The following is a 21,063-nucleotide window of genomic DNA, read 5'->3' on the forward strand; positions in this document are numbered from 1 at the left end:
CCGACAACCAACCTCTAGCGCAATCGCTATTAGCGACGCAGACCCAGGCGAGCGATCAGAGCGCTGTAACGGCTCACGTCCTTGCCTTTCAGGTAGTCCAGCAGCTTGCGACGCTGGTTTACCATGCGGATCAGACCACGACGGGAGTGGTGATCTTTACCGTTGGCCTTGAAGTGACCTTGCAGTTTGTTGATGTTGTGGGTCAGCAGTGCAACTTGCACTTCTGGCGAACCAGTGTCACCAACAGCTTGCTGGTAGTCAGCAACGATTTGAGCTTTTTCTTGAACGTCGAGAGCCATGAGGCAATCCTTTTATCAGGAAACCATCCAGAGGACGGTTTCAACAGGCCAGGGACAAATCCCTGTATCTAAAAATGAGTAGTGACCGTGCCTGTTGACAGCCACCCTCGCCAGACTGCTTTGACACAGACTGGTTCCGGTCATTCTGACCGAATCAGTCGACGTGGCGCGATACGCCCGTCTTCGCTCACTTCACCGATCCCGATGAAGCGACCATTGTGATCCTGCACCCGCACCATGCCGAACTTCGGCGCGTCCGGCGCACGCACCGGCTGACCGTTGAGCCAGTAGAAGGCGCTTGCTTCCGAAAACTGCAACAGCGGCCAGTCGAGCAAGCCACTGTCCGAGGGCATCAGGAAGCGATCAACCGCTTCGTTGCCGCCTTCGGCATGTACCGCTTCGAGCTCTTCCAGGGTGACCGTCTGGGCCAGCGTAAAAGGCCCGGCCTGGGTCCGTCGCAGTTCTGCCACGTACGCGCCACAGCCGAGTTGTTCACCGATATCCTCCACCAAGGTGCGGATATAGGTGCCTTTGCTGCAGTCCACCGCAAGCCGCGCAGTATCACCTTCAAAGGCCAGTAATTCCAAGCGCGCAATAGTAACAGAACGCGGTTCGCGCTCCACTACTTCGCCTGCACGGGCCAGCTTGTACAGCGGCTGGCCATCACGCTTGAGCGCCGAGTACATCGGCGGTATCTGACTGATTTGCCCGCGAAATTTCGGCAGCGCCGCTTCGACATCGGCGCGACCAACGGTCACCGGGCGCTCCTGCAAAACTTCGCCCTCGGCGTCCGCCGTGGTGGTGGTCTTGCCCAGTTGCGCCAGGGTTTCATAACCCTTGTCGGAATCGAGCAGGTATTGCGAGAACTTGGTGGCCTCGCCGAAGCACAGCGGCAACACGCCGGTGGCCAGCGGGTCGAGACTGCCAGTGTGCCCGGCCTTCTCGGCATTGAGCAGCCAGCGAACCTTTTGCAACGCAGCGTTGGAGGTAAACCCCAACGGCTTGTCGAGCAGGATAATGCCGCTGACGTTACGACGGATACGTTTGACCTGAGCCACCGATTACTCCTTGGCGTCTTCAGGTTCAGCGGCCACCGGGTGCTGACTGTCTTCAGCCACCGCACGTTCGATCAGCGCCGACAAATGCGCGCCACGCACGACACTTTCGTCATAGTGGAAGTGCAGTTGCGGAACGCTACGCAGCTTCATCTCACGGGCCAACTGCATGCGCAGGAAACCGGCCGCGGAGTTGAGCACCTTGATGCTTTGCGCGATGTCTTCAGCGCTGTCCTGCCCCATCACGGTGATGAAAATCTTGGCGTGACCGACGTCACGGCTGACTTCCACTGCGGTAATGGTGACCAGGCCGACGCGCGGGTCTTTGACTTCACGACGGATCAACTGTGCCAGCTCACGCTGCATCTGATCGCCGATACGTTGGGTACGGCTGTATTCTTTTGCCATGTCTTGTTACCTGTTGCTGCCCCACGGTGAAACCCGTGTGGTCTGAAAGCGGCAAACGCCCGGCCTGACAGATGCCAGACCGGGCGTTGCGTTTAGAGTCCTGACGCCTTGCCGCGCATGTCGATGCGGCGGCCTGGCATGGCTCCTGAAGTGCGCGAGTTAGAGGCTGCGAGCAACCTGAACCTTCTCGAAGACTTCGATTTTGTCACCGACTTTGACGTCGTTGTAGCTCTTCACGCCGATACCGCATTCCATGCCGGCACGTACTTCGGAAGCGTCATCCTTGAAGCGGCGCAGGGATTCCAGCTCGCCTTCGAAGATAACGATGTCTTCGCGCAGTACGCGGATCGGACGGTTACGGTGAACGACACCTTCGATCACCATGCAACCAGCGATCGCGCCAAACTTCGGCGAACGGAACACGTCACGCACTTCGGCGGTACCCAGGATGTTCTCGCGAACATCGCTGCCCAGCATACCGGTCAGGGCTTTCTTGACGTCTTCAATGATGTCGTAGATCACGTTGTAGTAACGCATATCCAGACCTTCCTGCTCGACGATCTTGCGGGCGCCAGCATCGGCACGCACGTTGAAACCGAACAGTACAGCGTTGGAAGCCAGTGCCAGGTTGGCATCGGATTCGGTGATACCACCGACGCCGCCGCCCACTACACGCACTTGCACTTCGTCGTTGCCCAGGCCATTCAAAGCGCCGTTCAACGCTTCCAGCGAACCACGGACGTCGGATTTGAGGACGATGTTGAGCGTCTTCTTCTCTTCCTGACCCATGTTTTCGAAGATGTTTTCCAGCTTGCCGGCGTGAGCACGAGCCAGCTTGACTTCGCGGAACTTGCCTTGACGGAACAAAGCCACTTCACGGGCCTTCTTCTCGTCGGCCACTACGCTCATTTCGTCGCCAGCGTCCGGAGTGCCGTCCAGGCCGAGAATCTCGACAGGGATGGAAGGACCGGCTTCCTTGATTGGCTTGCCGTTCTCGTCGAGCATGGCGCGGACACGGCCATAGTTCGAGCCGACCAGCACCATGTCGCCTTGGCGCAGGGTACCGTCTTGAACCAGCACGGTGGCCACCGGGCCACGACCTTTGTCGAGGCGCGATTCAACCACGACGCCACGGCCAGGAGCCGACGGAGTCGCTTTCAGTTCCAGGACTTCAGCCTGCAGCAGTACGGCTTCGAGCAACTCGTCCACGCCGGTACCGACTTTCGCCGAAACCGATACGAACGGGGTGTCGCCGCCCCACTCTTCCGAAGTCACGCCGTGAACCGACAGTTCGCTGCGGATGCGATCGAGATCGGCGCCCGGCTTGTCGATTTTGTTCACGGCAACCACCAGTGGAACACCTGCGGCCTTGGCGTGCTGGACGGCTTCAATGGTCTGCGGCATTACGCCGTCATCCGCTGCAACCACCAGGATCACGATGTCGGTCGCCTTGGCACCACGGGCACGCATCGCGGTAAACGCGGCGTGGCCCGGGGTGTCGAGGAAGGTGACCATACCGCGTTCGGTTTCAACGTGGTACGCACCGATGTGCTGGGTAATACCACCGGCTTCGCCAGCCGCTACCTTGGCACGACGGATGTAGTCGAGCAGGGAAGTTTTACCGTGGTCAACGTGGCCCATGACGGTCACGACCGGTGCACGGGAGAACGCTTCACCTTCAAACTTCAGGGACTCGGCCAGGGAATCTTCCAGGGCGGTGTCGCTGACCAGGGTCACTTTGTGGCCCAGCTCTTCGGCTACCAGCTGGGCAGTTTCCTGATCCAGCACCTGGTTGATGGTCGCTGGGGTACCCAGTTTGAACATGAACTTGATGATTTCAGCAGCCTTGACCGACATCTGCTGGGCCAAATCGCCCACAGTGATGGTCTCGCCGATCTTCACTTCACGCACGACAGGACCGGTTGGGCTCTGGAAACCGTGAGCGTTGCGTTTCTTCAGCTTGGCCTTGCCGCGACCACCACGACGGAAGCCATCGCTTTCTTCGTCGGTAGTGCGTGGCGCAACGCGTGGCGCAGGCGCTTTTTCCTTGACCGATGCACGATGCGGAGCGTTTTTGCGCTCGCCATCGCCACTGCCGCGACGGTTGCTGTCGTCGGCACGTGGTTTGTCCGGACGACGCTGTTCGTCGCGCTTGCGAGTATCGGCCGCCGATGGCGCCGGCGCAGCAGCCACGACCGGCGCGCTTTCACGCACAGGCTCGGCTACCGCAGCAACAGGTGCGGCAACAGCTTCGGTGGTCGCGGTTTGCGCAGCAGCAGGCTGGCGACGCGCTTCTTCTTCGGCGCGACGCTTGGCTTCTTCTTCAGCCTTCTGACGAGCAGCATTTTCTACTGCGCGACGTTCTTCCAGTTCGCGTTTGCGCTCGGCTTCGATTTCTTCCGGGCTGCGCTGCACGAAGACTTTCTTCTTGCGTACTTCAACGCTGATGCTCTTGCTACCAGCAACACGCAGGGTGCTGGTGGTTTTGCGCTGCAATGTAATCTTGCGCGGTTCTTCCACTTTCGCCTTGTGGCTGCTCTTCAAGTGAGTCAGCAAAGACTGCTTCTCACTATCGCTCACACCTTCATCGGCGGCGGTGTGCGGCAGACCTGCCTCACGCATCTGCTGCAACAGGCGCTCTACCGGTGTTTTGACCTCATCGGCCAGTTGTTTCACCGTGACTTGCGTCATGCACTTCTCTCCTCAGGCCGCGCCTAATTACTCGAACCAATGGGCTCGGGCGGCCATGATCAACTTGCCGGCACGATCATCGTCAATGCCGTCGATGTCGAGCAGATCGTCAATAGACTGCTCGGCCAGGTCTTCGCGGGTAATTACGCCGCGCACCGCCAGTTCCATCGCCAAATCCTTGTCCATACCCTCAAGCGAGAGCAGGTCTTCGGCCGGATGGGCGTCTGCCAGCTTTTCCTCAGTAGCGATGGCTTTGGTCAACAAACGATCCTTGGCACGAGCACGAAGCTCGTTGACGGTTTCCTCGTCAAAGCCGTCGATGTTGAGCATTTCTTCCACCGGTACGTAGGCAATCTCTTCCAGGCTGGTGAAGCCTTCATCTACCAGCACCTGTGCAAGGTCTTCGTCGACTTCCAGCTCGTCGATGAAGTTGCGCAGGATGTCGCCGGTTTCTGCTTGCTGCTTAGCCTGGATGTCCGATTCGGTCATCACGTTCAGGGTCCAGCCAGTCAACTGGCTCGCCAGACGCACGTTCTGACCACCACGACCGATGGCCTGAGCCAGATTGTCTGCGCCGACGGCGATGTCCATGGCATGGGCATCTTCGTCAACGATAATTGCCGCCACTTCAGCCGGCGACATGGCGTTGATCACGAACTGCGCCGGGTTGTCGTCCCACAGGACGATGTCCACGCGCTCGCCACCCAACTCACCCGACACGGCCTGGACGCGCGAACCGCGCATACCGATGCACGCGCCTTGCGGGTCGATGCGTTTATCTTTGGAGCGGACCGCGATCTTGGCGCGCGAACCCGGGTCACGGGACGCAGCCATTACTTCGATCAGGCCTTCAGCAATTTCCGGCACTTCGATGCGGAACAACTCGATCAGCATTTCCGGCGCGGTACGCGACAGGATCAGCTGTGGGCCGCGGTTCTCGGTGCGGATTTCCTTGAGCAGGGCACGCAAGCGCACACCGACACGGAAAGTTTCGCGAGAGATGATGTCTTCACGAGCCAGCAACGCTTCGGCGTTGTTGCCCAGGTCGACGATCACGTTGTCGCGGGTGACCTTTTTCACGGTGCCGGAGATGATCTCTCCGAGGCGCTCGCGATAAGCATCAACAACTTGAGCTCGCTCGGCTTCGCGGACTTTCTGCACGATGACTTGCTTGGCAGTCTGTGCAGCAATGCGGCCGAACTCGATGGATTCGATTTTTTCTTCGACGACGTCGCCGACCTTGGAACCAGGATGCGTTTCGGCAACCTTGCTCGGCCAGGTTTCGATAGCCGGATCATCCAGGTCTGCTTCCTCGACGACCGTCCAGCGACGGAACGTCTCGTAAGCACCGGTGTGGCGATTGATTTCCACACGCAGATCAACTTCGTCTTCAAAACGTTTTTTGGTAGCAGTGGCCAGAGCCAACTCCAGCGCTTCAAAAATAACGTTTGCCGGTACGCCCTTTTCATTGGATACCGACTCAACAACCAGCAGTACTTCTTTGCTCATCGTACGCCTCGCCTTTCGCAAGCCATTGGATCCGCGGGATCCGCAGTTTCTGGCACGTCTCAGTCAAAACTGGGAATAATGTTGGCCTTGTCGATCATATCGATCGGCAACAGGAACTCATGGTCTTCAACCTGCACCACGACGTCCTGCTCTTCTACACCGCGCAGAAGGCCCTGAAAGTTGCGTCGACCATCAAAGGGCGAGCGCAGCTTGATCTTCACTTGTTCACCGGCAAATTTTGCAAACTGCTCAAGAGTGAACAGTGGGCGTTCCATGCCAGGCGAGGAAACTTCAAGGGTGTATTCAACGGCGATTGGATCTTCGACATCCAGCACACCACTGATCTGACGGCTGACAATGGCGCAGTCGTCCACCAGCACACCACCCTCTTTATCGATATAAACGCGCAACATTGAGTGGCGACCTTGAGCCGAAAACTCAATACCCCAGCATTCATAGCCCAGGGCCACGACCACCGGGGCCAACAAGGCCTGCAACTCTTCTAGCTTGCTCGACACCTGAACCCCCTCGTGCATGTATGTGCATGCTATGCAAAATAAAAAAATGGGCTAAACGCCCATCCTTGAAACGCCGTCGAACAGCGGCGTAGAAAGTGTCCAGCTAACAAAAAGCCCCTTAAAAGGGGCTCCTTAAACTGGTTGCGGGGGCCGGATTTGAACCGACGACCTTCGGGTTATGAGCCCGACGAGCTACCAGACTGCTCCACCCCGCGACAAAGCTGGGGCGGAAGTATACGACCGATCCCTTGAAGGGTCAATGTAACCTTCCACCTGCAAGAAAGCCCGCAACAGCGGGCTTTCTTGACTAATTGGTACCGAGAAGGGGACTCGAACCCCTACACCCTATGGGCACAACCACCTCAAGGTTGCGTGTCTACCAATTCCACCACCTCGGCAATACTGCTGTGAAACCCTTCTTACTTCTGCTCTTGAGCTGGAGGCACATCAGTCGCTGGAGTAGCCGACTTTTGCTCTTGAAGCACCGGTACATCATCAGAAGCCGGTTGTTGCTTTGGAACTTCCAGAACTGCTGGATTTGGTAAACCTACCTGAGTCAGCTGTTGAGCTTTCTCTTTAGCAAAGTAACCTAACCCCAAGCTGGTTATGAAAAAACCTGCGGCGAGTATAGCAGTAAACTTACTAAGAAAGGTAGAGGAACCTTGGCTTCCGAATACAGTATTTGAAGCACCTGCACCGAACGACGCGCCAGCGTCCGCACCTTTACCCTGCTGCAGCAGTACGAGAGCAACTACGCCCAGCGCGCCCAGCAGATGAAAAACGACTACGACTGTTTCCAGCATTTTTTCAGTTTCCCGCGGCGCGACAAATCGCACCGAACTCATCTGCATTCAGGGACGCTCCACCAATGAGCCCCCCATCGATATCCGGCATGCCGAACAGTTCGACCGCATTGGCCGCCTTCACGCTGCCGCCGTATAGAAGCCGCACACCTCGTGCGACTTCAGAATTCTCTGCCGACAACTGCGCGCGGATGGCTGCGTGCACATCCTGCGCTTGTTGCGGCGAAGCAGTCAGCCCGGTGCCAATGGCCCAGACCGGCTCGTAAGCGATTACTGCCTTTGCAAATGCACCTACGCCCAAGTCTTCAATGATGCTGCCCAGCTGACGCGAGACAACTTCAAGGGTCTTACCGGCTTCACGCTGTTCAAGGGTCTCCCCTACACACAACACCGGGATCAGACCACAGGCCTGGGCTGCTGCAAACTTGCGATTCAGGGTTGCATCACGCTCACCCATAATCAGGCGGCGCTCCGAGTGCCCTACCAGCACCAGGGAACAACCTGCATCCACCAACTGACTCGGCGCGATTTCACCGGTCAATGCACCTTGCATGGATTCCACCGCAGAGTTCTGCGCGCCGACCGAAATCGACTTGCCTTTCAAGCCATCAACCACTTGGTTGATATACAAGCAAGGCGGGAAAACCGCTACATCAACACCGCTCGGCAAGGCCAGATGACGAAGGCCATTGATCAGCTCAGCGACGCTGGCGCGGGTACCGTGCATCTTCCAGTTACCAGCTACCATAGGGCGACGCATGCTGTACCTCGTCGGTCAAAGTGGGCGCAGATGTTACCCAACCGCATCATGGCTGGCAAGCCGAAATCAGGCAGAAACTTCAGTCACCAGTTTTGCCAGCTCTTCGGCGTAGCCGCGAACCTGACTTTCGTCCTCGCCTTCGACCATGACCCGCACCAGAGGCTCCGTGCCTGACTTGCGCAACAGAACGCGACCGCGCCCGGCCATCGCCTGAGTCACGCGTTCACTGGCTTCCTTGACGGACGGATGATCCAGCGGACTGGAGCCGCCACCAAAGCGCACGTTGATCAACACCTGCGGGCATTTACGCAGCGCCTGACGGGACTGTGCCAGGCCTTCGCCCCGCGTCTTCAATGCCATCAACACTTGCAGGGCGGCGATAATCGCATCCCCGGTGGTGGTGTGGTTGAAGCAGACGATGTGACCAGAGTTCTCGCCACCCACCAACCAGTTACGCTCGAGCAATTCAGCGATCACGTAACGGTCGCCGACATTCGCCCTAACGAAAGGAATACCCAGATCTGCCAACGCCAGCTCAAGGCCGAGGTTACTCATTAGAGTCCCGACCACCCCGCCCTGCAGCTTGGTGCGGTCGTGCAAGTCTCGGGCAATGATGAACAGCAGCTCATCGCCATCGACGATGGCGCCGGTGTGGTCGACCATCAGCACCCGGTCACCATCACCGTCGAAGGCAATGCCCAAGTCGGCGTGCTCGGCCAGCACCGCAGCCTGCAGCGAGCCCATGTGGGTCGAGCCGCAGTTATCGTTAATGTTCAAACCGTTCGGTTGCGCGGACAGCACCACCACGTCGGCGCCGAGTTCGCGGAACACGCTTGGCGCGACTTTATAGGTGGCACCGTGGGCACAGTCGATGACGATTTTCAACCCGCTGAAACTGGTGCCGGTCGGCACGCTGCTCTTGCAGAATTCGATGTAGCGACCCGACGCATCGTTGATACGCGAGACTTTACCGATCTTGCTCGACTCAACCACGGTCATCGGTGTATCGAGCAATTCCTCGATCATCAACTCGACTTCGTCCGGCAGTTTGGTGCCCTTGCCGGAGAAGAACTTGATGCCGTTGTCGTCGTGCGGGTTGTGCGAAGCGCTGATGACAATGCCGGCTTCCGCATGGAAGGTCCGGGTCAGATAGGCGATGGCCGGCGTCGGCATCGGCCCCAGCAGCATGACGTCGGCACCGGCCGAGGTCAGCCCGGCCTCCAGCGCGGACTCAAACATGTACCCGGAAATACGCGTGTCCTTGCCGACCAGCACTTTGCAGGCACCCATGCTGCGGAACGCCATACCGGCGGCCCAGCCCAGCTTAAGCATGAAATCAGGCGTAATCGGGTAGGTACCGACGCGACCACGAATGCCGTCGGTGCCAAAGTATTTCTTAGTCATAAGTGCTCCATAATTCTTATTCGGCTGATTCCACTGCGGCGATCATCCTAACCACATCCACCGTTTCCGCTACGTCATGCACGCGCAATATACGCGCTCCTTTGACTACAGCCAGCGCGGCGAGAGCCAGACCACCATGCAGCCGCTCCCCCACCGGCCTGTTCAGAGCCAATCCGATCATGCTCTTGCGCGACACGCCGACCAGCAACGGCCGGCCCAAGGCGTGCAGGGCTTCCATATGCTTGAACAAGCTTAGATTGTGTTGCAGGTTTTTTGCGAAGCCGAAACCCGGATCCAGGATAATTTGCTCGGCGCCTATACCCGCCGCTGCACACGCGGTCATCCGCTCAGCGAGAAAACTCCCAACCTCGCGCGTGACGTCTTGATACTGCGGATCATCCTGCATATCCCCAGGCTCGCCCAGCATGTGCATCAGACACACCGGTAACCCTGTCGCTGCCGCCGCATCCAGGGCACCGTCCCGGCGCAAGGCGCGCACATCGTTGATCAACCCGGCGCCCAGGCGCGCGGTTTCACGCATGACCGCAGGTGTCGAGGTATCGACCGAAATGATCACGTCGAGTTCGCGATGAATGCGCTCGACAATTGGCGCCACGCGCTCCAACTCCTCAAGCGGTGAGACCGCGCGAGCACCGGGACGGGTCGACTCACCGCCGACGTCAATCAGCGTCGCCCCGGCAGCCACCATGGCCTCGGCATGACGCAACGCAGCATCCACTTGGCTGAAACGACCGCCGTCGGAGAAAGAATCAGGGGTGACGTTGAGAATGCCCATGACATGCGTATGGGCCAAATCAAGAACCCGGTTGCCGCAAGGCAACCGGGTCGAGGACGCAACAGAAGTCATTTCAAACCTTAAACGTCAGCAGCCGGACCACCAATCGGGGTTTCAGGACGCTCATTTTGCACAACAGGCGGAGTGCCCGAGGTGCCGGTACCACCCGACCAGTCACGAGGCTCGCGAGGCGTACGGCCTGCCATGATGTCGTCAATCTGATCGGCATCGATCGTTTCGTACTTCATCAGAGCATCGGCCATGGCGTCGAGCTTGTCACGGTTATCCGTAAGGATCTGCTTGGCGGTGCCGTAGCACTGGTCAATGATGCTACGTACTTCGGAATCGATCAGCTTCGCCGTCTCGCCCGAAAAACTCGAACTTTGACCGCCACCGCCGCGACCCAGGAATACTTCGCCCTCATCCTCGGCATACATCAGCGGACCGAGTTTCTCCGACAGCCCCCACTTGGTCACCATGTTCCGCGCAATCTGACTGGCACGCATGATGTCGTTGGAGGCGCCGGTGGTCACACCGTCGAAGCCCAGAGTCATTTCCTCGGCGATACGGCCGCCGTACAACGAGCAGATCTGGCTGATCAACGCACGCTTGGACAGGCTGTAGCGATCTTCCTCCGGGAGGAACATGGTCACACCCAGCGCACGACCGCGCGGGATGATCGAGACTTTGTAGACCGGATCGTGCTCAGGCACGACGCGACCGACAATGGCGTGGCCCGCTTCGTGATACGCCGTGTTCTGCTTCTCTTTCTCGGACATGACCATGGATTTGCGCTCGGCACCCATCATGATCTTGTCTTTGGCCAGCTCGAACTCTTTCATCTCAACGATGCGCTTGCCGGTACGAGCCGCGAACAAAGAAGCCTCGTTCACCAGGTTGGCCAGGTCAGCACCTGAGAAGCCAGGGGTACCACGGGCAATCACTGCCGGAGCAACGTCGTCGCCCATTGGCACTTTGCGCATGTGCACCTTGAGAATCTGCTCACGACCACGGATATCCGGCAGACCAACGACCACTTGACGGTCGAAACGGCCGGGACGCAGCAGTGCAGGGTCCAAAACGTCAGGACGGTTGGTGGCGGCGATGACGATGATGCCGTCATTCATCTCGAAACCGTCCATCTCCACCAGCAACTGGTTGAGGGTCTGTTCACGCTCATCGTGACCACCACCCATGCCAGCGCCACGATGGCGACCCACGGCATCGATTTCGTCGATGAAGATGATGCAAGGCGCGTGCTTCTTGGCTTGTTCGAACATATCGCGAACCCGGCTTGCACCAACACCCACGAACATTTCGACAAAGTCGGAACCAGAAATGGTGAAGAACGGGACTTTCGCTTCGCCGGCAATCGCCTTGGCCAGCAAGGTCTTACCGGTACCCGGAGGCCCTACCATCAGCACGCCGCGAGGAATGCGACCGCCGAGGCGCTGGAACTTGCCTGGATCGCGGAGGAACTCAACCAGCTCGCCCACCTCTTCCTTGGCTTCGTCGCAACCTGCAACGTCAGCCAAGGTGGTTTTCACCTGATCCTCGGAGAGCAGGCGCGCCTTGCTCTTGCCAAAGCTCATCGGGCCGCCCTTACCACCTGCACCGCCCTGCATCTGCCGCATGAAGAACATGAAGACGGCGATGATTACCAGGATCGGGAAGCTAGCCACCAAGAGTTGGGTCCAGATGCTTTGCTGTTCAGGCTGCTTGCCTTCAACCACAACGTGATTGTCGACCAGGTCGCCGATCAGACCGTTGTCCTGGATTGCCGGACGGATGGTCTTGAAGCTGTCGCCGTCGTTGCGTTTGCCAGTAATCACATAACCATCGACGGCTACGCGCTCGACCTTGCCATCCTTCACTTGTTGGATGAAGTCGGAATAGTTGAGGGTCTGCGGCTCGTTAGGGCTGGAGAAGTTGTTCATCACTGTCACCAGGACAGCCGCGATGATCAACCACAGGATCAGATTCTTTGCCATATCGTTCAATTAACTACCCTCTGAAGCAAGCTCCGCTAATGGCGCGCGCTTCGCATGATATTCACCGGCCTAACTTACTACATTACCTACAACTCTTGCAGACGCCGTCTGTAACCCTTTGTGAAACACTTTCTACACAATATTCGCTAATGCGCCCCAGGCGAAATACGAAAAACCTATCACCCTGGCCGAAAAACCTATCAAGCCTCGCTACGACCCTTGAAGCCCTTGCCCAGCAAGTACTGTTCACGAGAACGATCGCGGGATGATTTCGGCTTGCGCGTCATCACCTTGTCGAACTGCTGGCGAACACTTTTGTGGTACTCGTCAAAGCCTTCACCCTGGAAGATCTTGATCAAGAAATCACCACCTGGCCGCAACACCCGAGTCGCCAAGTCCAGCGCCAACTCGCACAGGAACATCGATCTCGGCATATCAACAGAGGCCAGTCCACTCATATTGGGGGCCATATCGGAAATCACAAGGTCCACTTCCTTATTTCCGACCGCTTCGAGGATCTGAGCCAGCACGGCGTCCTCAGTAAAGTCGCCCTGAATGAAGGTCACATCAGGGATGCTGTCCATTTCCAGAATGTCGGAAGCAATCAGCGTGCCTTGACCACCAATCAGACGACTGGTCACCTGGGACCAGCCACCCGGGGCGGCGCCCAGGTCGATAACGCTCATGCCCGGACGGATCAGGCGATCGCGCTCCTGGATTTCCAGCAACTTGTAGCTGGCACGGGAACGATAGCCGTCTTTCTGCGCCATTTTGACGAATGGGTCGTTGAAATGTTCTTGCAGCCACTTAAGGCTTGTCTTGGAACGGGCCACGGGCCACCTCGAAAATAAAACGGGTCGTGATTAACTGGGCGGTCCCGGACTCGCTCGGGTAAACTGGCCGCCGCTTTTTACAAGATCAGACGCAGGGGTCAGATTATGCCGCTCACTCAAGAGCAGAAGAAACAGTACAAATCCATTGGCCACCATCTGAAACCAGTTCTGATTGTGGCAGACAACGGTTTGACTGAAGGTGTGTTAGCCGAACTCGAACGTGCATTGGCGGATCACGAGCTGATCAAGATCAAGCTCAACATCCTCGATCGCGAAGCCCGCCTGGCGTCCATCGCCGAGCTGTGCAAAACCGGCAAGGCCGACCTGGTTCAGGTCATCGGCAAGATGGCACTGATTTACCGCAAAAACTTCAGCGTCAATAAGCAGCTGTCGAATGTGCATCGCTTCAAGTGATGACAAGGGTTACGGGTGTGCTTCGCGCACCCTGCCGCTCCACCTCGCCATAACCCCGGCCAGGCCAAACGCCTGATGCCCCATCACCGATAATCCCACAGCCTGCGGCGAAAACCGTCACAAGCGCTTTAAGCATGCCCGGAATTCCGCCATGCACCGATGACGGCCGCCAAAAGCAAGGCGCCCACACGAAGCGGGCGCCAGCCTTCAGATGTGACGTACCTCGACAATCTCGTACTCGATCACGCCGCCAGGCGTTTTGACCGCCACCACATCGCCTTCTTCCTTGGCGATCAGGGCGCGCGCCAGCGGCGAGCCGACCGAAATCTTGCCCAGTTTGAAGTCCGCTTCGTCCTCACCCACGATGTGGTAGGTGACGCGCTCGTCGGTTTCAACGTTGGCAATTTCAACGGTGGTGCCGAAAATCACCTTGCCGGTGTGCGGAATCGCCGTGACATCAATGATGACCTGATTCTGAATCCGGCCTTCGATGTCACGAATCCGCGCCTCCACCATGCCCTGCTGCTCGCGGGCAGCGTGGTATTCGGCGTTTTCCTTCAAGTCACCCAACTCGCGGGCCGTACCGATGTCCTGGCTGAGCTTCGGACGGACGACCTTGGTCAGGTGAGCGTGCTCTTCTTCCAGGGCTTTGGCGCCCTGGACGGTCATTGGGTATTTGATCATGCCTTCAATCCTGCATGGAGATCCTGCAAGCGGCGCACGGTCTTCTCGGGACCGAACTTCAGCGCTTCACAGATGGCTTCGCCCGCAGCAATGGTGGTGGTGCAGTAGATCTTGTGCTGCAGAGCATTACGACGAATGGAGTACGAGTCGGCGATCGACTGACGACCTTCGGTGGTGTTGATGATCAGCGTGACTTCGTCATTCTTGATCATGTCGACCACGTGCGGGCGGCCTTCGGTCACCTTGTTCACGCGACGCACTTTCAGGCCTGCGGCTTCGATCAGCTTGGCAGTCCCGGCAGTGGCAACCACTTCGAAGCCCAAGTTGATCAGATCACGGGCCACGCCTGCAACCAGTGGCTTGTCGTCATCACGCACGCTGATGAACGCAGTGCCGCCGGTCGGCAGAACTTCGCTGGCGCCCATTTGGGCTTTCGCAAAGGCTTCGCCGAAGGTGTCGCCTACGCCCATCACTTCACCGGTGGACTTCATCTCCGGGCCGAGTATCGGGTCTACGCCTGGGAATTTGGCGAACGGGAACACCGCCTCTTTCACGCTGTAGAAGTTCGGAATGATTTCCTTGGTGAAGCCGATTTCCTTCAGGGTTTTACCCGCCATCACGCGCGCGGCGATCATGGCCAGGGAAACACCGATGCACTTGGACACGAACGGTACGGTCCGGGAAGCGCGCGGATTGACTTCGATGACGTAGATGTCTTCGCCTTGCAGCGCCAACTGAACGTTCATCAGGCCGACGACGCCCAGCTCCAGAGCCATTTTCTTGACCTGTTCGCGCATCTCGTCCTGGATGTGCAGCGGCAGCGAGTACGGCGGCAGGGAGCACGCGGAGTCACCGGAGTGAACGCCCGCCTGTTCGATGTGCTGCATGATCGCGCCGATCACCACGTCGGTGCCGTCGCAGACTGCGTCCACGTCCATTTCGATGGCGCAGTTGAGGAAGTGGTCGAGCAGCACCGGGCTGTCGTTGGACACTTTCACCGCATCGCGCAGGTAGCGTTTGAGCTCGTCTTCTTCGTAGACGATTTCCATCGCCCGGCCGCCCAACACGTAGGACGGACGCACCACCAGCGGGTAACCGATCTTCGCGGCAGCGCGAATCGCTTCGTCTTCGCTGCGCACGGTGGCGTTTGGCGGCTGGCGCAGGTTCAGGCGTTCGACCATTTGCTGGAAGCGCTCACGGTCTTCAGCGCGGTCGATAGCGTCAGGACTGGTACCGATGATCGGCACGCCAGCGGCTTCGAGGGCGCGAGCCAGTTTCAGCGGAGTCTGGCCGCCGTACTGGACGATCACGCCTTTTGGCTTCTCGACACGGACGATTTCCAGCACGTCTTCCAGGGTCACTGGCTCGAAGTACAGGCGATCGGAGGTGTCGTAGTCGGTGGACACGGTTTCCGGGTTGCAGTTGACCATGATGGTCTCGTACCCGTCTTCACGCAGCGCCAGGGCCGCATGCACGCAGCAGTAGTCGAACTCGATGCCTTGGCCGATACGGTTCGGACCGCCGCCGAGGATCATGATCTTGTCGCGGGTCGAAGGTGCGGCCTCGCACTCTTCTTCGTACGTCGAGTAGAGGTACGCGGTGTCGGTGGCAAACTCGGCGGCGCAGGTGTCGACGCGCTTGTAGACCGGGAACACTTCGAGCTTCTGGCGGTGAGTCCGCAGGTTTTTCTCGGTGACGCCCAGCAGCTTGGCCAAACGCTGATCGGAGAAGCCTTTGCGTTTGAGGCGGAACATCAGGTCGTGGTCGATGGCCGACAGACCCAGGGTCTTGACCTTCTCTTCTTCCTTGATCAGGTCTTCGATCTGCACCAAGAACCAAGGGTCGATCATGTTCATGCCGAAGATCTGCTCAACGGTCATGCCGGCACGGAATGCGTCCGCAACGTACCAAATGCGCTCGGCGCCCGGTACGGTCAGCTCGCGCTTGAGGATGCTCATGCTTTCCGGGTTGTTCAGGTCGAGCTTCTCGTCCAGGCCGCAAACGCCGACTTCGAGGCCGCGCAGGGCTTTTTGCAGGGATTCCTGGAAGGTCCGGCCGATGGCCATGACTTCGCCGACCGACTTCATTTGCGTGGTCAGGCGCGCGTCAGCCTTGGCGAATTTCTCGAAGGCGAAGCGTGGCAGTTTGGTCACCACGTAGTCGATGGACGGCTCGAAGGACGCCGGGGTCTTGCCGCCGGTGATGTCGTTCGACAGTTCGTCGAGGGTGTAGCCCACCGCCAGTTTGGCCGCGACCTTGGCGATCGGGAAACCGGTGGCTTTCGATGCCAGCGCCGAGGAACGGGATACCCGTGGGTTCATCTCGATGACCACCATGCGGCCAGTGTCCGGGCAGATGCCGAACTGGACGTTGGAGCCACCGGTTTCCACGCCGATCTCACGCAGTACCGCCAGGGAGGCGTTACGCATGATCTGGTATTCCTTGTCGGTCAAGGTCTGCGCGGGCGCAACGGTGATCGAGTCACCGGTGTGCACGCCCATCGGGTCGAAGTTTTCGATCGAGCAGACGATGATGCAGTTGTCCTTCTTATCGCGGACAACCTCCATTTCGTATTCTTTCCAGCCGATCAGCGACTCGTCGATCAGCAGCTCTTTGGTCGGCGACAGGTCGAGGCCGCGAGCGCAGATTTCTTCGAACTCTTCACGGTTGTAAGCGATACCGCCGCCGGTGCCGCCCATGGTGAAAGACGGACGGATGATGCACGGGAAGCCAAGCTTCTCGAGGACCGCATTGGCCTCGTCCATGCTGTGAGCGATGCCGGAGCGCGGGCAGTCGAGGCCGATGGATTTCATCGCCTTGTCGAAACGCGAACGGTCTTCAGCCTTGTCGATGGTGTCGGCGTTGGCGCCGATCATTTCCACGCCAAACTTCTCCAGAACGCCTTCGCGCTCCAGGTCGAGGGCGCAGTTCAGGGCGGTCTGGCCACCCATGGTCGGCAGCAGCGCGTCCGGGCGCTCTTTTTCGATGATCTTGGCAACGGTCTGCCACTTGATCGGTTCGATGTAGGTGGCGTCAGCCATGGCCGGGTCGGTCATGATGGTGGCCGGGTTGGAGTTCACCAGGATGACGCGGTAACCCTCCTCGCGCAGGGCTTTACAGGCCTGGGCGCCGGAGTAGTCGAACTCGCAGGCTTGACCGATCACGATCGGGCCAGCGCCGAGAATCAAAATGCTTTTTATGTCTGTACGTTTTGGCATGGGTAGTCACTCAAATCCGCAGGTCAGTCGGCAAGCCGTCTTGAACAATCTTTGAAGGACCCGAGGGGGCCACCGGTGTCGGGGCCACCCTCGGGCGCTTCGCTCATCAGGGCGAGCGATCAGCGTCGCTTGGCCATCTCGTTGATGAAGCGATCGAACAGCGGCGCTACGTCGTTCGGGCCAGGACTGGCTTCCGGGTGGCCCTGGAAGCTGAAGGCGCTCTTGTCGGTACGCTCGATGCCTTGCAGGGTGCCGTCGAACAGCGATTTGTGGATCGCCCGGACGTTGCCCGGCAGGGTTGCTTCGTCCACCGCGAAACCGTGGTTCTGGCTGGTGATCATCACAACGCCAGTGTCGAGATCCTGGACCGGGTGGTTGGCACCGTGGTGGCCGTGGCCCATTTTCAGGGTCTTGGCGCCGGATGCCAGGGCAAGCAGTTGGTGGCCGAGGCAGATACCGAATACCGGAATCTCGGTTTCCAGCACATCCTTGATCGCCTGGATCGCGTAGTCGCAAGGCTCCGGGTCGCCCGGGCCGTTGGACAGGAACACGCCATCCGGTTGCATGGCCAGCACATCGGCGGCCGGGGTTTGCGCTGGCACCACGGTGACGCGGCAACCGCGCGCGACCAGCATGCGCAGGATGTTCAGCTTGACGCCGTAGTCGTAGGCCACGACGTGGTAAGGCAGGTCAGCGGCTTCGATCGTGGCGTGGCTGTCGGTTTTCAGGTCCCAGACGGTCGAGCGCCATTCGTACTGCTTGGTGGTGCTGACGACTTTCGCCAGGTCCATGCCTTTCAGGCCTGGGAAACCCTGGGCAGCGGCGATGGCGGCTTCTTCGGAGATGTTGTCGCCGGCCATGATGCAGCCGTTCTGTGCGCCTTTTTCACGCAGGATGCGGGTCAGACGACGGGTGTCGATACCGGCGATAGCCACTACGTTATTGGCTTTCAGGTAATCGGACAGGGACATGGTGTTACGCCAGTTGCTCGCTACCAGCGGCAGGTCACGGATGACCAGGCCAGCGGACCACACGCGGTCGGACTCGGCGTCTTCCGGCGTGGTGCCGGTGTTGCCGATGTGCGGGTAAGTCAGGGTCACGATCTGTTGGGCGTAGGAAGGATCGGTAAGGATTTCCTGATAGCCGGTCATGGCGGTGTTGAACACCACCTCACCAACGGTTTGACCGTCGGCTCCAATGGCTTCGCCGCGAAAAATGCTGCCATCAGCAAGGGCGAGTATGGCTGGCTTAGTCAAGAAGACCTCCCGTAAATAAAGCCTGAAAGGGCGATCGCAGGTTGTAAAAAAGCGGAGTGACGTATGGACACGTCACCCCGCTTGTTCACTGAATTATTCTGCGCGCTTTTAGTGGACACACTAAAGCTGTAGCTTACAGAAAAAGGCTTTTTTGGTCTACCGCCAATGAGCCTGAAAGGCCGGGGAATGCGACAGGGCGTCGCCTGGCGGTGTAAAACCGGGCTCAAACGCTGCGTTTGAACCCGATTTCGGGCGCATCTTAACGCAGGTCGAGCACGTCCTGCATGTCATACAGGCCCGGCTCGCGACCATCGAGCCACAACGCCGCACGCACAGCCCCCTTGGCGAAGGTCATGCGGCTGGACGCCTTGTGGGTAATCTCGACCCGCTCGCCATCTGCCGCAAACAGCACGGTGTGATCGCCGACAATGTCACCGGCGCGCACCGTGGCAAAGCCGATGGTCTGCCGCTCGCGCGCGCCGGTCTGGCCTTCACGACCGTACACCGCCACGTCCTTGAGGTTGCGTCCCAAGGCATCGGCGATCACTTCACCCATGCGCACGGCGGTCCCGGATGGCGCGTCAACCTTGTGCCGGTGATGCGCTTCGCTGATTTCGATATCGACGTCATCGCCCAATACACGAGCGGCGGTGTCGAGCAGCTTCAGGCACAGGTTGACGCCGACACTGAAGTTGGCGGCGAACACGATCGGAATGTCCTTGCCGGCCTGAGCCAGCAATTCTTTCTCGTCGACGCTGAAACCGGTGGTACCAATGATCATCGCCTTGCGGTGCTTGCGGCAGAACGCGAGGTTTTTCAGGGTCACGGTCGGGTGAGTGAAATCGATCAGCACGTCGAACTCATCGACCACCCGATCCAGATCCCCGGACAATGGCACGCCGATACGCCCCAGCGCAGCCAGCTCACCGGCATCGGCGCCGACCAGCGTGCTGTCCGGACGATCCACCGCAGCGGTCAAACCGGCGCCGGGCGCCTGCTGAATCGCTTCGATCAGCGTCTTGCCCATGCGCCCTGCGGCGCCCATCACAGCTATACGTCGCATGTCGACTCCTTACAGATCGCCGAAGAAGCGCTTCACGCCTTCGAACCATCCGGTGGTTTTCGGCGAGTGGCTGTTGTCGTCCGCCAGCGAACTGCGGAACTCTTCGAGCAATTCGCGCTGACGACGGCCCAGGTTGACCGGGGTTTCCACCGCCACGCGGCACATCAGGTCGCCCGCACCGCCGCCACGCACCGGAGCGACGCCCTTGCCGCGCACGCGGAACTGCTTGCCGGTTTGGGTGCCTTCGGGAATCTTCAGTTTGACCCGACCGTCGAGGGTTGGAATCTCCAGCTCGCCGCCCAGCGCCGCATCAACGAAGCTGATCGGCACTTCACAGAACAGATGCTTACCGTCGCGCTGGAAGATCGCGTGCTCGCGCACATTGATCACCACGTACAGGTCGCCGGTCGGACCACCCTGGGCGCCCGCCTCGCCTTCGCCAGACAGACGGATACGGTCACCGGTATCGACGCCGGCCGGCACTTTCACCGACAGGGTCTTGTACTCCTCGACGCGGCCTTCGCCGTGGCAGGAATCGCAAGGATCGGAAATGATCTTGCCCTGGCCATGGCAGCGCGGACAGGTCTGCTGCACCGAGAAGAAGCCTTGCTGCATGCGCACTTGGCCGATACCACCGCAAGTTGGGCAGGTCACTGGCGACGAGCCTTTCTTCGCACCCGAGCCGTCGCACGGCTTGCAGTTGACCAGCGTCGGCACGCGGATATTGACCGTCGTACCACGCACCGCTTCCTCGAGGTTCAGCTCAAGGGTGTAGCGCAGATCGCTGCCCCGTTGCGCGCCGCCACGGGCACCGCCGCGACCGCCACCGAAAAAATCACTGAACACGTCACCGAAGATGTCGGAGAAGTTCTGCCCGCCAAACCCGGCACCGCCGCCACCCATGCTCGGGTCGACACCCGCGTGACCGTACTGGTCGTAAGCCGCGCGCTTGCTGGAATCGGACAGGACTTCGTAGGCCTCGTTGGCCTCTTTGAACATTTCTTCCGACGCTTTATCGTCAGGATTACGGTCCGGGTGGTGCTTCATTGCCAGGCGACGGTAGGCCTTTTTCAGGTCCGCTTCGCTTGAGCCGCGCTCAACACCCAACACTTCGTAATAGTCACGCTTTGCCATAAGTTCTTCGCACTCTTAAGGACGTCCGGCAAACCCCTCCTGAGCCTCGCCAAACTCGTTGAGCCCCAATACAGGCCCGGACCCAACTCACGTCAATTCAACGATCCTGGTCTTGATTCATTGCAGTATTTGCAGCACGGAAAGCAGGAGCATTCCCGGCCATACCGCCCGCACGCGAGCGTTGTCGCATGCGGTAAAAATTCGCTAACTCCAGACACGCCAACGCG

General features: G+C 59.1%; 18 protein-coding genes and 2 tRNA genes. 1 reads left to right on the plus strand and 19 read right to left on the minus strand.

What is annotated here, in order from left to right; all coding sequences use genetic code 11:
* Positions 1 to 29: 29 nt before the first annotated feature.
* From rpsO to rlmE, 14 genes are all read right to left on the minus strand, one after another.
* The gene (gene rpsO, locus RG836_RS10440; RefSeq protein WP_003197723.1) at positions 30 to 299 is read right to left on the minus strand and encodes a 30S ribosomal protein S15; all 270 of its coding nucleotides are present in this window, start codon (positions 297 to 299) and stop codon (positions 30 to 32) included.
* Positions 300 to 439: 140 nt separating this feature from the next.
* Entirely contained in the window at positions 440 to 1,357 is a 918-nt protein-coding gene (truB, locus tag RG836_RS10445) for a tRNA pseudouridine(55) synthase TruB (RefSeq protein WP_310845228.1), read from the minus strand.
* Positions 1,358 to 1,360: 3 nt separating this feature from the next.
* Positions 1,361 to 1,762, minus strand: a complete 402-nt coding sequence (gene rbfA / locus RG836_RS10450; protein WP_310845230.1) for a 30S ribosome-binding factor RbfA — start codon at positions 1,760 to 1,762, stop codon at positions 1,361 to 1,363.
* A 159-nt stretch (positions 1,763 to 1,921) separates the two neighbouring features.
* Positions 1,922 to 4,453 carry a translation initiation factor IF-2 gene (infB, locus tag RG836_RS10455; protein WP_310845231.1) on the minus strand — a complete coding sequence of 844 codons (2,532 nt, stop codon included), beginning with the start codon at positions 4,451 to 4,453 and terminating at the stop codon, positions 1,922 to 1,924.
* Between the two features lie 27 nt (positions 4,454 to 4,480).
* Positions 4,481 to 5,962 (minus strand): transcription termination factor NusA, encoded by a 1,482-nt coding sequence (gene nusA, locus RG836_RS10460; RefSeq protein WP_310845233.1) that lies wholly within the window; start codon positions 5,960 to 5,962, stop codon positions 4,481 to 4,483.
* Positions 5,963 to 6,021: 59 nt separating this feature from the next.
* Entirely contained in the window at positions 6,022 to 6,480 is a 459-nt protein-coding gene (gene rimP / locus RG836_RS10465; RefSeq protein WP_310845234.1) for a ribosome maturation factor RimP, read from the minus strand.
* A gap of 138 nt (positions 6,481 to 6,618) precedes the next feature.
* A tRNA-Met gene (locus RG836_RS10470) sits at positions 6,619 to 6,695 on the minus strand.
* Positions 6,696 to 6,792: 97 nt separating this feature from the next.
* Positions 6,793 to 6,878: transfer RNA gene (locus RG836_RS10475), tRNA-Leu, on the minus strand.
* Positions 6,879 to 6,899: 21 nt separating this feature from the next.
* A complete protein-coding gene (secG, locus tag RG836_RS10480) occupies positions 6,900 to 7,283 on the minus strand; it encodes a preprotein translocase subunit SecG (RefSeq protein ID WP_010463489.1) in 384 nt (127 codons plus the stop codon).
* Positions 7,284 to 7,287: 4 nt separating this feature from the next.
* Positions 7,288 to 8,043 (minus strand): triose-phosphate isomerase, encoded by a 756-nt coding sequence (tpiA, locus tag RG836_RS10485; RefSeq protein ID WP_310845235.1) that lies wholly within the window; start codon positions 8,041 to 8,043, stop codon positions 7,288 to 7,290.
* Between the two features lie 66 nt (positions 8,044 to 8,109).
* Entirely contained in the window at positions 8,110 to 9,447 is a 1,338-nt protein-coding gene (gene glmM / locus RG836_RS10490) for a phosphoglucosamine mutase (protein WP_310845237.1), read from the minus strand.
* A gap of 16 nt (positions 9,448 to 9,463) precedes the next feature.
* Positions 9,464 to 10,315: a dihydropteroate synthase gene (folP, locus tag RG836_RS10495; protein ID WP_310845239.1), complete on the minus strand. Its 852-nt coding sequence runs from the start codon at positions 10,313 to 10,315 to the stop codon at positions 9,464 to 9,466.
* 8 nt (positions 10,316 to 10,323) lie between these two features.
* Positions 10,324 to 12,234: an ATP-dependent zinc metalloprotease FtsH gene (ftsH, locus tag RG836_RS10500; RefSeq protein ID WP_310845240.1), complete on the minus strand. Its 1,911-nt coding sequence runs from the start codon at positions 12,232 to 12,234 to the stop codon at positions 10,324 to 10,326.
* Positions 12,235 to 12,434: 200 nt separating this feature from the next.
* A complete protein-coding gene (gene rlmE / locus RG836_RS10505; RefSeq protein WP_310845242.1) occupies positions 12,435 to 13,067 on the minus strand; it encodes a 23S rRNA (uridine(2552)-2'-O)-methyltransferase RlmE in 633 nt (210 codons plus the stop codon).
* Positions 13,068 to 13,172: 105 nt separating this feature from the next.
* Between rlmE and RG836_RS10510 the strand changes: the two genes are divergently transcribed.
* Positions 13,173 to 13,481, plus strand: coding sequence for a YhbY family RNA-binding protein (locus RG836_RS10510; RefSeq protein ID WP_310845243.1), 309 nt, complete (start codon positions 13,173 to 13,175; stop codon positions 13,479 to 13,481).
* A 207-nt stretch (positions 13,482 to 13,688) separates the two neighbouring features.
* Here RG836_RS10510 and greA read toward each other — a convergent pair whose 3' ends face one another.
* The 5 genes from greA to dnaJ all read right to left on the minus strand — a co-directional run bounded on the left by greA (position 13,689) and on the right by dnaJ (position 20,836).
* A complete protein-coding gene (gene greA / locus RG836_RS10515) occupies positions 13,689 to 14,165 on the minus strand; it encodes a transcription elongation factor GreA (protein WP_310845245.1) in 477 nt (158 codons plus the stop codon).
* Positions 14,162 to 17,383 carry a carbamoyl-phosphate synthase large subunit gene (carB, locus tag RG836_RS10520; protein ID WP_310845247.1) on the minus strand — a complete coding sequence of 1,074 codons (3,222 nt, stop codon included), beginning with the start codon at positions 17,381 to 17,383 and terminating at the stop codon, positions 14,162 to 14,164. Before carB ends, greA begins: the two co-directional genes overlap by 4 nt.
* Before the next feature lie 119 nt (positions 17,384 to 17,502).
* Entirely contained in the window at positions 17,503 to 18,639 is a 1,137-nt protein-coding gene (carA, locus tag RG836_RS10525; RefSeq protein WP_310845248.1) for a glutamine-hydrolyzing carbamoyl-phosphate synthase small subunit, read from the minus strand.
* A 259-nt stretch (positions 18,640 to 18,898) separates the two neighbouring features.
* Positions 18,899 to 19,702 (minus strand): 4-hydroxy-tetrahydrodipicolinate reductase, encoded by an 804-nt coding sequence (dapB, locus tag RG836_RS10530; RefSeq protein WP_310845250.1) that lies wholly within the window; start codon positions 19,700 to 19,702, stop codon positions 18,899 to 18,901.
* 9 nt (positions 19,703 to 19,711) lie between these two features.
* Positions 19,712 to 20,836 carry a molecular chaperone DnaJ gene (gene dnaJ, locus RG836_RS10535; RefSeq protein WP_123405133.1) on the minus strand — a complete coding sequence of 375 codons (1,125 nt, stop codon included), beginning with the start codon at positions 20,834 to 20,836 and terminating at the stop codon, positions 19,712 to 19,714.
* Between the last annotated feature and the right edge of the window lie 227 nt (positions 20,837 to 21,063).

Source organism: Pseudomonas rhizozeae (assembly GCF_031583775.1).
Classification (GTDB): Bacteria; Pseudomonadota; Gammaproteobacteria; order Pseudomonadales; family Pseudomonadaceae; genus Aquipseudomonas.

What these genes read in the sequence shown, in the direction of transcription:
- dnaJ (WP_123405133.1), bottom strand. Translation starts at nt 20,836, where the DNA reads ATGGCAAAGCGTGACTATTACGAAGTGTTGGGTGTTGAGCGCGGCTCA.
- rbfA (WP_310845230.1), bottom strand. Translation starts at nt 1,762, where the DNA reads ATGGCAAAAGAATACAGCCGTACCCAACGTATCGGCGATCAGATGCAG.
- tpiA (WP_310845235.1), bottom strand. Translation starts at nt 8,043, where the DNA reads ATGCGTCGCCCTATGGTAGCTGGTAACTGGAAGATGCACGGTACCCGC.
- secG (WP_010463489.1), bottom strand. Translation starts at nt 7,283, where the DNA reads ATGCTGGAAACAGTCGTAGTCGTTTTTCATCTGCTGGGCGCGCTGGGC.
- folP (WP_310845239.1), bottom strand. Translation starts at nt 10,315, where the DNA reads ATGACTTCTGTTGCGTCCTCGACCCGGTTGCCTTGCGGCAACCGGGTT.
- RG836_RS10510 (WP_310845243.1), top strand. Translation starts at nt 13,173, where the DNA reads ATGCCGCTCACTCAAGAGCAGAAGAAACAGTACAAATCCATTGGCCAC.
- ftsH (WP_310845240.1), bottom strand. Translation starts at nt 12,234, where the DNA reads ATGGCAAAGAATCTGATCCTGTGGTTGATCATCGCGGCTGTCCTGGTG.
- carB (WP_310845247.1), bottom strand. Translation starts at nt 17,383, where the DNA reads ATGCCAAAACGTACAGACATAAAAAGCATTTTGATTCTCGGCGCTGGC.
- glmM (WP_310845237.1), bottom strand. Translation starts at nt 9,447, where the DNA reads ATGACTAAGAAATACTTTGGCACCGACGGCATTCGTGGTCGCGTCGGT.
- greA (WP_310845245.1), bottom strand. Translation starts at nt 14,165, where the DNA reads ATGATCAAATACCCAATGACCGTCCAGGGCGCCAAAGCCCTGGAAGAA.
- dapB (WP_310845250.1), bottom strand. Translation starts at nt 19,702, where the DNA reads ATGCGACGTATAGCTGTGATGGGCGCCGCAGGGCGCATGGGCAAGACG.
- nusA (WP_310845233.1), bottom strand. Translation starts at nt 5,962, where the DNA reads ATGAGCAAAGAAGTACTGCTGGTTGTTGAGTCGGTATCCAATGAAAAG.
- rpsO (WP_003197723.1), bottom strand. Translation starts at nt 299, where the DNA reads ATGGCTCTCGACGTTCAAGAAAAAGCTCAAATCGTTGCTGACTACCAG.
- infB (WP_310845231.1), bottom strand. Translation starts at nt 4,453, where the DNA reads ATGACGCAAGTCACGGTGAAACAACTGGCCGATGAGGTCAAAACACCG.